Origin of the sequence: Nocardia pseudovaccinii NBRC 100343 (genome assembly GCF_001613225.1) — a bacterium.
Taxonomy (GTDB): domain Bacteria; phylum Actinomycetota; class Actinomycetes; order Mycobacteriales; family Mycobacteriaceae; genus Nocardia; species Nocardia pseudovaccinii.
Genome location: NZ_BDBY01000110.1, coordinates 41569 through 54734, shown reverse-complemented (window position 1 = coordinate 54734; position 13166 = coordinate 41569). Strand labels below are relative to the sequence as shown.

General features: G+C 65.5%; 15 protein-coding genes. 7 read left to right on the top strand and 8 right to left on the bottom strand.

The window, feature by feature from the left end:
* Nucleotides 1-40: 40 nt before the first annotated feature.
* On the bottom strand, nucleotides 41-1252 hold the full coding sequence (locus NP3_RS13130; protein WP_063041071.1) for a cytochrome P450: 1212 nt from the start codon (nucleotides 1250-1252) through the stop codon (nucleotides 41-43).
* Nucleotides 1249-2487 (bottom strand): cytochrome P450, encoded by a 1239-nt coding sequence (locus NP3_RS13125; protein ID WP_063041104.1) that lies wholly within the window; start codon nucleotides 2485-2487, stop codon nucleotides 1249-1251. Before NP3_RS13125 ends, NP3_RS13130 begins: the two co-directional genes overlap by 4 nt.
* Before the next feature lie 225 nt (nucleotides 2488-2712).
* Between NP3_RS13125 and NP3_RS13120 the strand changes: the two genes are divergently transcribed.
* From NP3_RS13120 to NP3_RS13095, 6 genes are read left to right on the top strand one after another with little or no spacing between them, the layout of a single operon-like run.
* Nucleotides 2713-4362 carry a fatty acyl-AMP ligase gene (locus tag NP3_RS13120; RefSeq protein WP_063041069.1) on the top strand — a complete coding sequence of 550 codons (1650 nt, stop codon included), beginning with the start codon at nucleotides 2713-2715 and terminating at the stop codon, nucleotides 4360-4362.
* Nucleotides 4363-4386: 24 nt separating this feature from the next.
* Nucleotides 4387-5175 carry a ferritin-like domain-containing protein gene (locus tag NP3_RS13115; protein ID WP_063041067.1) on the top strand — a complete coding sequence of 263 codons (789 nt, stop codon included), beginning with the start codon at nucleotides 4387-4389 and terminating at the stop codon, nucleotides 5173-5175.
* Between the two features lie 3 nt (nucleotides 5176-5178).
* Entirely contained in the window at nucleotides 5179-5706 is a 528-nt protein-coding gene (locus NP3_RS13110; protein ID WP_063041066.1) for a PaaI family thioesterase, read from the top strand.
* On the top strand, nucleotides 5703-5963 hold the full coding sequence (locus NP3_RS13105; RefSeq protein ID WP_063041064.1) for an acyl carrier protein: 261 nt from the start codon (nucleotides 5703-5705) through the stop codon (nucleotides 5961-5963). Before NP3_RS13110 ends, NP3_RS13105 begins: the two co-directional genes overlap by 4 nt.
* Nucleotides 5960-6793 (top strand): SAM-dependent methyltransferase, encoded by an 834-nt coding sequence (locus tag NP3_RS13100; protein ID WP_063041063.1) that lies wholly within the window; start codon nucleotides 5960-5962, stop codon nucleotides 6791-6793. Before NP3_RS13105 ends, NP3_RS13100 begins: the two co-directional genes overlap by 4 nt.
* Nucleotides 6794-6802: 9 nt before the next feature.
* Nucleotides 6803-7645 carry an acyl-ACP desaturase gene (locus NP3_RS13095; protein WP_063041060.1) on the top strand — a complete coding sequence of 281 codons (843 nt, stop codon included), beginning with the start codon at nucleotides 6803-6805 and terminating at the stop codon, nucleotides 7643-7645.
* 44 nt (nucleotides 7646-7689) lie between these two features.
* Here the strand turns inward: NP3_RS13095 and NP3_RS13090 are convergent, their stop codons facing one another.
* From NP3_RS13090 to NP3_RS13065, 6 genes are all read right to left on the bottom strand, one after another.
* On the bottom strand, nucleotides 7690-8157 hold the full coding sequence (locus tag NP3_RS13090) for a PaaI family thioesterase (RefSeq protein ID WP_040699891.1): 468 nt from the start codon (nucleotides 8155-8157) through the stop codon (nucleotides 7690-7692).
* Between the two features lie 106 nt (nucleotides 8158-8263).
* Complete coding sequence (locus NP3_RS13085) at nucleotides 8264-9130, bottom strand: LLM class F420-dependent oxidoreductase (protein ID WP_063041058.1); 867 nt, start codon at nucleotides 9128-9130, stop codon at nucleotides 8264-8266.
* A 48-nt stretch (nucleotides 9131-9178) separates the two neighbouring features.
* Nucleotides 9179-10420 (bottom strand): cytochrome P450, encoded by a 1242-nt coding sequence (locus NP3_RS13080; protein WP_063041056.1) that lies wholly within the window; start codon nucleotides 10418-10420, stop codon nucleotides 9179-9181.
* Between the two features lie 94 nt (nucleotides 10421-10514).
* Nucleotides 10515-11009 carry a hypothetical protein gene (locus NP3_RS13075; RefSeq protein WP_063041054.1) on the bottom strand — a complete coding sequence of 165 codons (495 nt, stop codon included), beginning with the start codon at nucleotides 11007-11009 and terminating at the stop codon, nucleotides 10515-10517.
* Nucleotides 11010-11019: 10 nt separating this feature from the next.
* Nucleotides 11020-11529, bottom strand: a complete 510-nt coding sequence (locus tag NP3_RS13070; protein ID WP_063041052.1) for a hypothetical protein — start codon at nucleotides 11527-11529, stop codon at nucleotides 11020-11022.
* Nucleotides 11526-12995 carry a peptidoglycan DD-metalloendopeptidase family protein gene (locus tag NP3_RS13065; protein WP_084508542.1) on the bottom strand — a complete coding sequence of 490 codons (1470 nt, stop codon included), beginning with the start codon at nucleotides 12993-12995 and terminating at the stop codon, nucleotides 11526-11528. Before NP3_RS13065 ends, NP3_RS13070 begins: the two co-directional genes overlap by 4 nt.
* A gap of 22 nt (nucleotides 12996-13017) precedes the next feature.
* Between NP3_RS13065 and NP3_RS47885 the strand changes: the two genes are divergently transcribed.
* A complete protein-coding gene (locus tag NP3_RS47885; RefSeq protein WP_157124286.1) occupies nucleotides 13018-13164 on the top strand; it encodes a hypothetical protein in 147 nt (48 codons plus the stop codon).
* The last annotated feature ends 2 nt before the right edge of the window (nucleotides 13165-13166 follow it).

The following is a 13166-nucleotide window of genomic DNA, read 5'->3' as shown; positions in this document are numbered from 1 at the left end:
CGCTGCGCTCGGTGCCCGGCTGTGTCTTCGGTTCGCTCGCTCACAGGGACACCGGCAGCGACACGATGCCGCGATGGATCAGGCTGGGGCGGTATTCGACAGCATCGGTGGCGAGTTCGAGTTCCGGAGCCCGGTCCACCAGGGTGCCGAGAGCCGCCTCCGCCTCGATTCGCGCCAGCGGTGCACCGACGCAGTAGTGGATGCCGAGGCTGAAGCCGAGATGCTTGCGCGCCGGGCGGTTTCCGGAGTAGCGGGTGACATCGAAGGTGTCCGCGTCCGGATACACCCGATCGTCCCGGCTGGCCGAGGCGGTGAGTACGACCACGCCGTCGCCGCGACGGAATTCGTGCTCGCCGACGGTGGTGTCGGCCAGGGCGACGCGGATGGTGAACTGGGTCGGGGCGTCGTAGCGCAGCATTTCGTCCAGCGACGGGCCGATCAACTCCGGATTGTCCCGAAGCAGTTGCAGCTGAGCCGGATTGCGCAGCAGCGCGAGCATGCCGTTGCCGATCAGGTTGATCGAGGTCTCCATGCCCGCGACCAGCGTCAGCAGCGCGATCCCGATCACCTCGGGATCGGTCAGTTGCTCACCGCTCGCGGCAACCAGCGCGCTCAACAGATCTGGTGTCGGATTCGCCTTCTTCTGCCGGATCAACCGGGCGAAGTAACCCATGCACTCCATGGCCGCGGTGCCGCGTGCGGCCACCTCGTCCGGGCCGAGCAGCGAATCCGGGTCGCTGCCCCGCGCGATCGCCAGCTGCCACTCGCGGAACAGTGCGCCATCGGCCGGATCGGCGCCGAGCAGCCGCACCGGCACCATCGCCACGGCAAGGGGTACCGCGAGATCGTCGAGCACATCGAGTTCGCCACGGCGCACCGCCGCGTCGACCAGGTCGCTGACCACCTGACCGGCGACCGGAACCAGCTCCGCCATCAGCCGCGGCGTGAACGCCTTCGCCACCAGCTTGCGGTAGCGGCCGTGTTCGGGCGGATCCATCCGGACGAACGAACCCGGAATCGCGGCGGTGGTGTCGCGGAACGGGCTGATTCCGGCGGCGTAGCCGTGACCCCAGTCCGAGCCGGTCAGGATGGCCGCGCATTCCTCGTAGCGGGTGATCAAAGTGACCGGCACATCGCCGAATTCGTACGGGAACAGCGCGGCGGCATCGCGCACCCGACGGTATGCCGGATACGGGTCCGCGCGCTCGCTGGGATCGAAGGCATCGAAGGTAATCGGAATGGCTGTGTTCATTTTCCCTCCAGCCGCACATGAAGTTCGGACATGCCGCGCACGACCACATTCGGCCGATACCGCGGTTCCTCGAGCAGGGTCATGGCCGCGACGCGATCGGCGATGGCACGCAGCGCCACCTGCATCTCCAGCCGGGCGAGTGGCGCACCGAGGCAGTAGTGCAGGCCGAGGCCGAAGGACAAGTGCCGCTCGGCCTTTCGCCCCCTGGCGTATCGCGCGATATCGAACTTGTCGGCGTCCGGGAAGGCCCGGGGGTCGCGGTTGGCCGAGGCCAGCAGGACGATCACCGCGTCACCGGGCGCGAAAGTACGTCCTGAAACGGTGATCACGTCGTGCGCGGTGCGAGTGGTGAGATGCACCGGCGCGTCGTAGCGCAACACCTCGTCGACGGTGGATTCGCACAGTTCCGGGAATTCGCGCAGCCGCTCGAACTCCTCGGGATTGCGGATCAGCGCGAGCACCCCGTTGCCGATCAGGTTGACGGTCGTCTCGTGCCCGGCGACCACGAGAATCAGCAGCGTGCCCAGCAATTCGGTGCGGGTCAGCCGGGCGCCCGCGTCATCGGCCTGCACCAGCGCCGTGATCAGGTCGTCGCGCGGGGATTTGCGGCGCTGCTCCACCAGATCGCCGAAGAACTCCAGGAAGGCGTGCACCGCCGCGGTGCGCGCGGCCAATTCCTCGGGCGAGAGCAGCAGGTCCGGATCGAGTCCGCGAGCGATGCCGGTCGAGATCTGACGTACGTGCTCATGCGCCTCGGCCGGGACGCCGAGTAGCTCACACACCATGGTGAGCGGGAGCGGATAGGCCAGCGCATCCAGCAGATCGACCTCGCCCGCGGCGAGCATCTTCGCCAGCAGATCGTCGACCAATTGTTCGGCCCGGTCCCGCATGCCGCTGACGGTGCGCGCGGTGAATGCCTTACTGACCAGTCCGCGCAATCGAGTGTGCTCCGGCGGCTCCATCCAGAGGAACGAGCCGGGCAGTTCGACATCGCTGTCGCCGTGCAGCAGTTGCGGTTCCTCGGCGTGGCTCCAGTGCGGGTCCTGCATGATCGTCTGCGCCTCGTGGTGACGGGTCACCAGGTGCATATCGTGCGGTCCGGGTACAAAGGGGCCCGCGTCGCGCAACACCGCATAACTGTCATACGGATTGTGTCGCATATGCGGTGCGACGCTCTCGACGACCGCCAGCTGCACCGGGGTCGACTCCTCGACCGCGGAATGGTCGGAACTCACCGGCAACTCCTGAATGGAATGCGAAATGGACACCGGGCGAAAACAATTCCGGTCCATCGTGGTGCCGTCGCGCCCGGCGGTACGGCGACGATTGCCCGTTCCTATCGCGCCATAGCCCGAATAGCTTATCGGGCAACGCGATTGAATGATCGCGGATGTTTATCGCAGGCCGTAATTCACAATGCGTTCAAGGCGCTGTCACAATTCGCTGTTGTCGTGGCAGACATGAATTCTGCGGAATCGGTCGAAACGCTGCCGGGCCGGTTGGCCCGGATCGCGGCCGAGCACCCCGAGGTGGCCGCCACATTTTGGTCGGTTTCGGAAACGCTGACCTACGCCGAACTCGACCGGCTCTCCCGCGCAGCTGCCGCAGCGCTGGTCCGGCGCGGAATTCAGCGGGGCGAGCCCATCGGCATCCTGTGCCCGAACGCACCCGAATTCCTGATCGGGCTGTTCGGTGTCGCGGCAGCGGGCGGTGCCGCGACTCCCCTGCCTCTGCCCGCCGGTTCCGCGCAGCTGAGCGGATATCCGCAGAAGCTCGCGACCATTGTGGCGGCCGCCGGGATGCGCACGGTGCTGGTGTCGCACCGCTTCGCCGATCTGGCCGCGCTGCTCGACACCGCGGTGAACGTCGAATTGGTCGACACGGCAACGCTATCCACCGAGGACAGCACCCCGCTGCCCGCCATCGACGCCGACGACCTGGCCATCGTGCAGTTCACCTCCGGCAGCACCGCCACCCCCAAGGGCGTTCGCCTGACCCATCACAACGCCCTCAGCGGACTGGCCGCGATTCGCACCGGCATCGCGCTCGACCTGACCGATCAGGGCGGGTTCTGGCTGCCGCTGTTCCACGATATGGGCCTGTTCGGCACGTTGTCGGCGATCCTGCGCGGAATTCCGGCGCACGTCTGGTCGCCGCTGGCGTTCGTCAAGGATCCGGCCCGCTGGCTCGCGGAATTCGCGGCCAGCGGCATCACGATCACCGCCATGCCGAATTTCGGCTACGAGGCGCTGCTCAACGCCATCCCGGCGGACGAGGTGACCGACTACGACCTGCGGCGCTGGCGCATCGCCTTCAACGGTTCCGAACCGATCTCCCGCGAGGTGGTCGAGGCGTTCCGCGAGCGTTTCGCGCCAGCCGGTTTCGCGCCCTCGACGATGTTCGGGGTCTACGGCATGGCCGAGGCCACCCTCGCGGTGGCCTTCCCACCGCTCGGGCGCGAGCCGCTGTTCGAGTGGGTCGACCGCACGATACTCGCGGAAGATGCTCGGGCACAGATTGTTTCGCCCGAGACACCAGGTGCGCGCGCCGTTGCCGGTGTCGGCTCCGCGGTAGCCGATCTGCGACTGCGGATTGTGGATCTCGGTACCGGTGCGGAACTTCCGGACGGCGCGGTCGGTGAAATCCACATCCAGGGGCCCTCGGTGACCGAGGGCTATCTGACGGCCGACCCGTCGAGCGTCGCGGGACTGCATACCGAGGGTTGGCTGCGCACAGGCGATCTCGGCTACCAGCGTGCTGGTGAACTCTTCGTCACCGGCCGCTGCAAGGACATGATCACCGTGCGCGGCGTCAACTACTACGCCCAGGATGTCGAGGCCGCCGTGCGTGACCTCGACGGCATCTACAAGGGCCGCTGCACCGCAGCGACCGATCCCGACGGCGCGGATGTCATCGCGCTGATCGCCGAATCCGAATGCACCGGCGCCGCGGCAGACGAACTCGCCGATCAGATCCGCGGCCGCATCTCCACCGAGCTCGGACTCGCCGCGGTCGAGGTGTATCTCGTTGCACCACGCAGCATTCCACGCACCAGCAGCGGCAAACTGCAGCGCCTCGCCGCACGCGACCTCATCTCCCCACGGCAATGACCTTCGACCGAACTGGAGCCTCCTGTGCACAGCTATGAAGTCTTCCGTCACTACGAGCGCCTGCATTGGCGGCTGACCGATCTGGACCTCGACGCCGTCGACCGCGCATTGGTCCGTCCCGAATACGTGACCCTGGCCAAGAGCGCGACGATGGGCGAATCCAATGTCATCGCCGCGGTACACGGTTTCATGAACGAATTCGTCGACGACTACGACTTCTCCACCTTCGCCGTGGTGTGGGGCTATCAGGAAGTGCAGCACCACTACGCATTTCGTTCCTGGCTCGGCGCGGTCGGCGAGAGCGTGGACGAGAAGGCCGTCGACTCCATGCGCGAGCCGTATGCGCCCGGCAGCACCCCATCGGCCACCCTGGCCACCAACATCATCTCCGAACTCACGGTGAACCACATCTACCGCGCCGTCGCGAGCTGGGTGCAGGAGCCGGTGCTGAAGGGCCTGCTGCTCAATGCGAGCCGCGACGAGGCCGGACACGCCCGCGAATTCATCCACTACGCCACCAAGCGGCTCGAGCGGCGGCCCGAGGAATTGCCCTCGGTGCTGGAGACCCTCTATGTCTACAGCTCCGAGGCCAAGATCAAGCATCCGGTGAGCACCTTCAAGGCGGGCATCAGCGAACTCGGCGACCACGAGACCATCGACACCGGGTTCGATCTGTTCCTCGAACAGGTCGCCGCCGAGGGTGAGCTGGAGGTGCTGCACGACAAGGTGCGCCGCACCTTCGCCAATATGACCGGCCTCGACCTGTCCTCCAATGCGAAGGTCCGCCGCGCCCTCGCCGACGCGATCGCCTAGCTCATGGAGCGACACAGCTCGGTACAGGTGCCGTGGTCGGTGATTCCGGACTACCACTGCTTCGGCTGCTCCCCGCACAACGCGTCCGGGCTGCGGCTCGAGTTCGAACCGCATCCGGACGGCCTGCAGGCCCGGTTCCAGCTCGGACGAAGCTTCGAGTCCTACCCGGGGGTTGTCCACGGCGGGCTCATCGGCGTAATCTGCGATGAGGTGATGGGCAACCTCATCGTGCTGGCCCGCCACCATCCCGCATTCACGGTCTCCCAGCGCACCCGATTCATTTCCCCGCTGCTGATCGACCACGAATACCGCTGTGTGGCAGCACTATCCGAGTCGCAGCAGCCGATTCAGGCATCGGCCGAGATCCTGGACGCCGACGGCACCGTCTGCGCCACCTCCAGCGCGGCCTATCAGCCGTTCGAACTCGATGCGGTCCGCCATCAACTCACCCTCCGCGACGACGAGGTCGCCCTGCTATCGCACGTACTGACCACCGCGAATGCCCTCTCTTCGAATGGAGTTCAGCAATGACCCACACCGCCGACGACATCCTGCGCACCGTCACCGATATCGCCGCCGCCGAGACCGGCATCGCCGAGGCCGAACTGCGGCCCGACGTCGACCTGCGCGGCATGGCGGGCGTGGATTCGGTGCGCGTGCTGCGCATGGTCGCCAAGATCGAACGCACCTACGACATCGAGCTGGAGGACCAGGACGTGTTCGGTCTCTCGACGCTCGCCGATGTCGTCAAGGTGGTCGATCGGGCCCTGCACGAGGCGGCGGCATGACCGTCACCGCCGATACCAACCAGCATTACGACCTGGATCCCGATATCTTCGGCCAGTTCCTCGATCCGCTGCGTAAATACAGCTCGGCGCTGTACAACTCGCCGACCGATACCCTCGAACAGGCGCAGCGGCAGAAGCTGCGCTTCGTCGCCGATCGGCTCGGACTGCGCGGCGGGGAACGACTGCTCGATGTCGGCTGCGGCTGGGGTTCGCTGATCCTGTTCATGGCCGAGGAATTCGGTTGCGACACAATGGGAGTCAGCCCGGCACCGCGGCAGCACGAGTACATCGCCGAACAGGCCGTCGCGCGTGGTGTCGCCGAACGGGTGCACACCGAGGTCGGACACTTCGAAGAGCTCGACCTGCCGGTGCGCAGCTTCGACGCGGTGACCCTGCTCGGCTCGATCGTGCATATGCCCGACCTCGGCGCGGTCTTCCGGCGCGCACGGGCGGTGCTGCGGCGTGGTGGCGCACTCTACGTCTCGGAGAGCTGTTTTCGAAATGCCTCCGCCCGCAATGCCTTCGACGCCCGCGTCGGCACCGAATTCGTCCGCGAGGATATTTTCGGCTGGGGAGATCTGCGGCCACTGTCGGAGCTGCTGACCGCCGCCGAGGATGCCGGTTTCTCGATCATCGCGGTGGACGACCTCACCGAGCACTACCGCCGCACCATCGATGACTGGATCGCCAATGTCGACGCGGCCGCCGAGCGCATCGACGCGCACGGCCCCGGGCTGGCCGCGAAGCTGCGGCACTACCTGGAGATCGCCAATGCTGGATGGGGTTATACGACCAAGCACTACGCGCTGACCTGTCGCAATGCCCGGTAGGAGACGCGGATGAATATGGAGTCAGCTCTGATTCCGGTCGACGAGGTGGCCGCCGCGGTCGACGGCTTCCTCGCCGCCTCCCCGGCCACGCGGGCCTGGGATGTGGAGACCGCCTTCGACTGGTCGCTGGCCGATGCGGGGCGGCTCACCGAGGGGCAGCGCTCGGCGGTGCAGTTCGTCACCCTCATCGAGGATCATCTGCCCGGTTATTTCGATGTGTACCACCGGCATTTCCCGGTGGACGACACCGTGGACCGGGCCACTTTCGTCCACAACCGCGAGCTCTACCACTTCACCGTGCGGTGGGCGCTGGAGGAGGATACCCACGCACGCGCACTCACGCGGTATCAGGAAGCATCCGGCATCGCTGAACGTGGCTCTCTCCGTGAAGAATTGGCGATCGAAGGACAGAAGCCGTTCGATCTGCCCTACGACCATCCGGTGCAGTTCTTCGCCTACGCGCTGGTGCAGGAGAAGGCGACCCAGATGTACTATCAGCACCTGCGCGATGTGGTCGACGACCCGATCCTCGCGGCGGTGCTGGGCCGGTTATCCCGGGACGAGGCAAGGCATTTCAGCTTCATGGCCGATGTGGTCGGACGGTATCTGCGGGTGCAGGGCGATGCGACCGTGGAGCCGATCCGCGATGTCATCGCCAATTTCCGCATGCCACTGGCCGATACCATGGGCGGCTACTGGCGGTGGGCGCTGAAGATCGCCGATGTGGCCTCCTACGATCACACCGAAGCCTATGAGCATCTGGTGAAGGTGATCGACCGCACGGTGGATGCCAGATCCGACCGGCTCGACGAATTGGTTCGCTTCATCGGCGAGTGCAACGCGCTGGCCTGACAAATAGCCCTGCCTCCACATGTTCGGAGGCAGGGCTATTTATTTCACTGCTCCGGATTCAGCACCAGAATCGTGGTCGAGCCGTGCGCGATCAACTTGCCGTTCGCATCCACGATCCGCCCCTCCGCGGTCGCGGTGCGTCGCCCGACGTGAATCGCATTGGCCTCACAGGTGAGCCGCGATCCGTCCAAAGTCACCGACCGAATGAAATTCACCTTCAGCTCCAACGTCGTATAGGCCACGCCGTCACCGAGTTTCGTGAATACCGCACTGCCCATCGCGGTATCCATAAGCGTCGCGATCACCCCGCCGTGCACCGTGAACATGGCGTTGATGGTGGCCGGATTCGGATCGAGGTAGTACCGGGTGTACCCGTCCCCCGCCGTCTCCAGCCGAATCCCCAGCGACGCGCCGACCCCCAGATTCTCCTGCAGCCCCCGCTCGAATACCGCCGTCAATTCCTCGACGCGGGTGGCGACGGTCCCATTGCTGTGAGTATCGATGCTGGTCATGGCCTCTTCCTCCCTGGCGAACAATGCCAGCCCATTCGACCAGCGCCCGGTGAACTGCACCTGGCCACGACCCACTGCATATCCAGCTTCGATCGGCTGATCGAAATCAGAGGTCGGCGACCGCGCGCACCAATTCGGCGATCTGCTCGAAGTCCTCATCCACGAACGGGCCGGAGCGGCCGAGTACGACGTGCTGGATACCCACATCCGCAAAGCGGGCGAATGAATCCGCCTGCTCGGCAACCGATTTATCCGGGTACCAGTACGCGACCATGGTCTTTTCGATGTCCTCGTACGGACGGCCGACGGCTTCGCAATGTCCGCGCAGGACTTCGAGTTTGGCCGCGACGGTCTCGGCCGATTCACCGAACAGATTGCAAGCGTCGGCGTATTGCGCGACCAAGCGCAGTGTCTTTCGCTCACCTTGGCCGCCGATCATGATGGGCGGGTGCGGGCGGGTCAGCGCGTTGGGAACATTGAGCGGGCGTTCGAGCGTGTAATGCTGACCGTGGAAAGGCTTTTCGGAGCCCGCCCACATCTGCTTCGCGATCCGCAGGGTTTCCTCCAGGCGCTCGTATCGCTCGGAGGTCGGCGGGAAGAACAGGCCGAGACCCGCGGCTTCATCGCCATTCCAGGCCGCGCCGATGCCGAGCCAGGCACGGCCACCGGAGAGCACATCGAGGGTCGTGACGCTCTTGACCAGCAAACCCGGATCCCGGTAGCTGACGGCGGTGACCAGAGCGCCGAACCGAATTCGCTCGGTCCGCGCCGCGATGTACCCCAGCGCGGCATAGGCCTCGAGCATGTCGTGTTCCGCCGGGCCGTTCGAACCGATCTGGAACAGATGATCCATGACGAATACCGAGTCGAGCCCGGACTGATCGGCGGCCCGCACGATCCGGTCGACTCGCGAGCCGATCGCACCCGGCGAATCCGGCCAGGTGAAGTCGGCAAGGGAAATACTCAGTCGCATGAACCGAGCCTGGCACGACCGGGGCGCGCCGGGGAGGCACCGTCAGTCCTAGGACATTAGCGGCGGGGCTGGCGGGAAGGCGATCGGGAGTGCGGTGAGTGCGCGGTGGAAGGGGCCCGGCCGCCAGGTCAACTGCTCGGGGGGCACCGCGAGGCGGATCTCGGGTAGTGCATCGAGTAGTTGGTCGATGGCGTCCTGGGCGATCAGGTAGGCCATCGAATTCGCGGGGCATACGTGTGGTCCGGCGCCCCAGGCCAGATGGGAGCGATTGCCCGCGTACTGATTCGCGACGATCGCCGGATCGGTGTTACAGGCGGCGATGCTGATGACGACCGGCTGGTGGGCGGGTAGCCAGACATCGTCGATCAGGATCGGCTGGCGCGGAAATGTGATGCAGAAGTTCGCCATCGGCGGATTGTTGAACAACACCTCGTCGAGCGCGTCCCTGGTCGACATGGTCCCGCCGAGCACGCTGCCGCCGAACCGCTCGTCGGTGAGAATCAGCAGCAGGGCATTGACGATCAGATTCTGCTGCGGTTCGATGCCCGCGCCGTACAGCGTGCCCAACTGGTGCACCATCTCGGTATCGCTCAGCGCCGCCGGATGCCGCAGCATCCGGGTAGTGATGTCGTCGCCGGGCTCGACGCGTTTGAGCTGGGTCAATTCCAGCATCGCCCCGACGAGCAACTGGCTGCCGTGCTCGGCATCGATCCCCTCGAAGATCGCGGCCATACCGGTCGCGGCCTGCTGCGCGATATCGTCCGGACAGCCGAGCATGGCGTTGAGCACCGTGAAGGAGAACGGAAACGCGTACTGGCGCACCAGATCGGCCGTCCCGTCGCCGCAGAACGAATTGATCAGCGGAACAGCGAGTTTCGCCACCGTATCGTGCAGGTGGTACTGATCGACCTTCTCCAGGCCCGCGACATTGGTCTGCCGATACCTGGCATGCGCTTCACCGGCATTGCGCAAGGCGTTCGGTCGCCACCGCATCATCGGCAGCACCGGGCAGTCCGCGGCCACACTCTGCTGCCAGGTGCGCGGATCGGCCGGAAAATGGTCCGGATCATTGAGGATCTGCAGCGCCGAGTAATAGCCGACCACCAATGTGGCGGGCACTCCCGGCGCCAGATCCACCGGGACCAGCGCCCCGTACCGCTCACGCATATCCCGATACGCCCGATGCGGATCCGCCGCGAATTCCGGCATGTACAACGCCACCCGCGGCCCATCCGTGTCGATCGGCGAGGTGAACGGTGCACGGCTGTGCGCCGAAGACGGCATCGTCATCGAGAAAACTCCAGGCAATCGAAATACAAGCCCTGTGAGCCTATGCACCCATCCATCCCCACGCACCCCGAACGCCTATAACACCTGCGCATGCTCAGACGAATTCGACCGAATCGATGCGCCAGTCCCGGCCGGAGCGCTGCAGGGTCACCTTGGCGGTGAGGTCGATGCTGTCGATAACGGTGCCGTCGGGCGCTTTGACATCCTGGGTGATCATCGCCAGCCGATCGAGCCGCTGATCGGTATCGGCACCGTGCTCGGTACCCAGGATCAGCACAGTGGCCTCGACGGTGGAACGCGCACGCGCCCACTGATCCCACTGCACCCCCGGGCCCCGTTCGGACGTCGTCGCCGAGGTCGCCGCGAACTTGTCGGTGAGCCAGGGCGTTGCGCGCCGGAATGCGTCGAGCCTGCTGGTATCGGTCCCCGGGTGCCAGGTGAACATGGTCCGCAGGCCGGAGGTGATGGTCTCGATCGCCGCGTTGTCGGCGGGCTTGTCATCGCTACCGGACGGCGTCGAGGAACACGCGACGCACAGTGCTGCGGCGAGCCATGCGAGCAGGATGAATGCGTACCGCGGTTTGGACATGGCAACCTCCTCAGAAGTGCATGGCGTGGATGCGCCAGCCTTGTTCGGTCTGCACAACGGTTGCCCAGACCGTGATTTCGATGCTCTCGATCGGTTTCGCCGCGGCATCGGTGATCGTCTGGCCGATCAGCACCACGCGATCGATGCGCGCGGATTGATCCGCCGGATGTTCGTCGGTCGTGACCTGCACGGTGACCTCGACCTTCGCCTTGGCGTCCGCCCACGCTTTCCACTGCGTCTTCGAACCGCCGGAGGTGGTCTCGCGAGCGCGGGCGCCGAGTTGATCGGTGAGGTACGGACGGGCGCGGGCGTAAGCGTCGTCGGGTGAGTTGTCGCTCTGCGGTCGCCAACCGAACATCGTCGAGAAGCCATCGCGCAGAACAATATTCGGATCCGCAGTATCAGCGGCAGCGAGCGGGGCCGGAAGTGCGAGACCGCGCACCGTTGAACCGCAGGCGCTGATCGACGCGATACCGACGACCGCGAACAGCAGGGCGAACAGGATTCGGCGAATGCTCATGACATGCTCCGTACCTTGGCATCGGCGGCAATGGCCGCCTCGACAACCGCGCCGTCGGTGCTCGACGCGTGCACCATCCGGCCGTCGCCGATCGCGATGCCGACATGCCGCGGTGTTCCGTTCGAATTCCATTCGCTGAATACGAGATCGCCAGGTTTGGCCTGATCGGTGGCTATCTCATGGCCCTGCGCCCATTGCTGCTGGACGGTACGTGGCAGCGTGGTGCCGCCACCGGTCGCGACGTAGGTCACGTAGCTCGCCAAACCGGGTGAGTCGAAACCACCGAGCGTGGGGCCCTTGGTATTTCCGCCGCCCCAGGCGTATTCGGTGCCGAGATACTCCTTCGCCGCCTGTGCCGCCTTGGCCGTGCGATCAGACTGCTGATCCGGCGTCGCACTGAAGTCGGTCGAGGCGAATTGGCGTTCGAGATCCCTGATGGTGCGCACATAAGGCCGGGTCTGCGTGGTGTAATCACCGCCGGAGGGCATGCCGCCCGCGGCCTGGACCGCCCCGAAGCCCGCATTGTACGCGGCCAACGCGAGGTCGACCGCATCGCCCCGCAGCGAACCGCTGTTCACCCCCGCCGAGGTGTCCTTCCAGTTCTTGCACATGAAATGCGCCTGTGCCACAACGGAATCGGCAATGCTGTTGATATCGGCGACACCGTTGTTGTCGGCGTCGACCTTCCACGTCTCCCAGGTGCCGGGCATGAACTGCGCCGGGCCCCTCGCACCAGTGGACGACACCGGAGCGTTCGCACCGTAGTTGAAGTTGTTCTCCGCCTTCAGTTGTCCGGCCAGCAGCGGCGCGGTGATACCGCTGTTCGGGCATTCGGCGGCACCCTTGACCAGCCACGGCACGAATTCCTGCGGCACCTTGCCCGGCGCGAGGCCCGTCCCCGGACGCACGGCGCAGTCGGCTATCGCATGCGCGATCTTCAGCGCCGACTGCGATGCCGCGGGCGCGGCCTGCTCCAGCATCGGCGCGGGATCGACGGCCTTACCGCTGCCCAGTCGCAGGCCCTGCCACAACTCGAAATGCAAATGGGCGCCGGAGGATTGGCCATTGCTGCCGACATCGGCGATGTGCTGGCCCGCCTTCACGATGTCACCGGTTTTGACGTGCAGACCGTTGTCGTACATGTGTCCATAGACGGTCGAGACCTGACCGGTGGATGTCGTCGAGTCGATGACGATCCAGTTCCCGAATCCGGTCGCCGGTCCTGCCGCCGAGACCTTGCCGTCCAGCACCGCATAAATCGGAGTGCCCTCTCGCGCGGCGAGATCGATGCCGCGGTGGAATTCACCGCCGCGCTGACCGAACGGCGACGAAACCGTATACTGGCCCTTGGCCATCGGGCCGGTGATCACCGCGCACGGCGACGATTGCGAGAGATCGTCGGGGACCGTGCGTTCCGGGGCGGGCTGATTGCGCGGCGGCGGTGGGATCTGCACGTCATTGGTCATGACCACCGGACGGTCCGTGGTCGTGGTCGCCGTTGTCGATATCGTCGTCGTCACGATGGTCGAAATCGTCGAGGAGATACCTGATTTGGTTTCGATGCACGGAACGGCCGAGCTGGTGACCGCTGTTGTGACTGTTGGACAAACCGGTACTTTGGCGCCGCAAGGCTGACC

Excerpts from the sequence above, each read along its gene's own strand:
- NP3_RS13130 (WP_063041071.1), bottom strand. The coding sequence starts at position 1,252 with ATGAACACAGCCATTCCGATTACCTTCGATGCCTTCGATCCCAGCGAG.
- NP3_RS13120 (WP_063041069.1), top strand. The coding sequence starts at position 2,713 with ATGAATTCTGCGGAATCGGTCGAAACGCTGCCGGGCCGGTTGGCCCGG.
- NP3_RS13110 (WP_063041066.1), top strand. The coding sequence starts at position 5,179 with ATGGAGCGACACAGCTCGGTACAGGTGCCGTGGTCGGTGATTCCGGAC.
- NP3_RS13105 (WP_063041064.1), top strand. The coding sequence starts at position 5,703 with ATGACCCACACCGCCGACGACATCCTGCGCACCGTCACCGATATCGCC.
- NP3_RS13100 (WP_063041063.1), top strand. The coding sequence starts at position 5,960 with ATGACCGTCACCGCCGATACCAACCAGCATTACGACCTGGATCCCGAT.
- NP3_RS13095 (WP_063041060.1), top strand. The coding sequence starts at position 6,803 with ATGAATATGGAGTCAGCTCTGATTCCGGTCGACGAGGTGGCCGCCGCG.
- NP3_RS13090 (WP_040699891.1), bottom strand. The coding sequence starts at position 8,157 with ATGACCAGCATCGATACTCACAGCAATGGGACCGTCGCCACCCGCGTC.
- NP3_RS13085 (WP_063041058.1), bottom strand. The coding sequence starts at position 9,130 with ATGCGACTGAGTATTTCCCTTGCCGACTTCACCTGGCCGGATTCGCCG.
- NP3_RS13080 (WP_063041056.1), bottom strand. The coding sequence starts at position 10,420 with ATGACGATGCCGTCTTCGGCGCACAGCCGTGCACCGTTCACCTCGCCG.
- NP3_RS13075 (WP_063041054.1), bottom strand. The coding sequence starts at position 11,009 with ATGTCCAAACCGCGGTACGCATTCATCCTGCTCGCATGGCTCGCCGCA.
- NP3_RS13070 (WP_063041052.1), bottom strand. The coding sequence starts at position 11,529 with ATGAGCATTCGCCGAATCCTGTTCGCCCTGCTGTTCGCGGTCGTCGGT.
- NP3_RS13065 (WP_084508542.1), bottom strand. The coding sequence starts at position 12,995 with ATGACCAATGACGTGCAGATCCCACCGCCGCCGCGCAATCAGCCCGCC.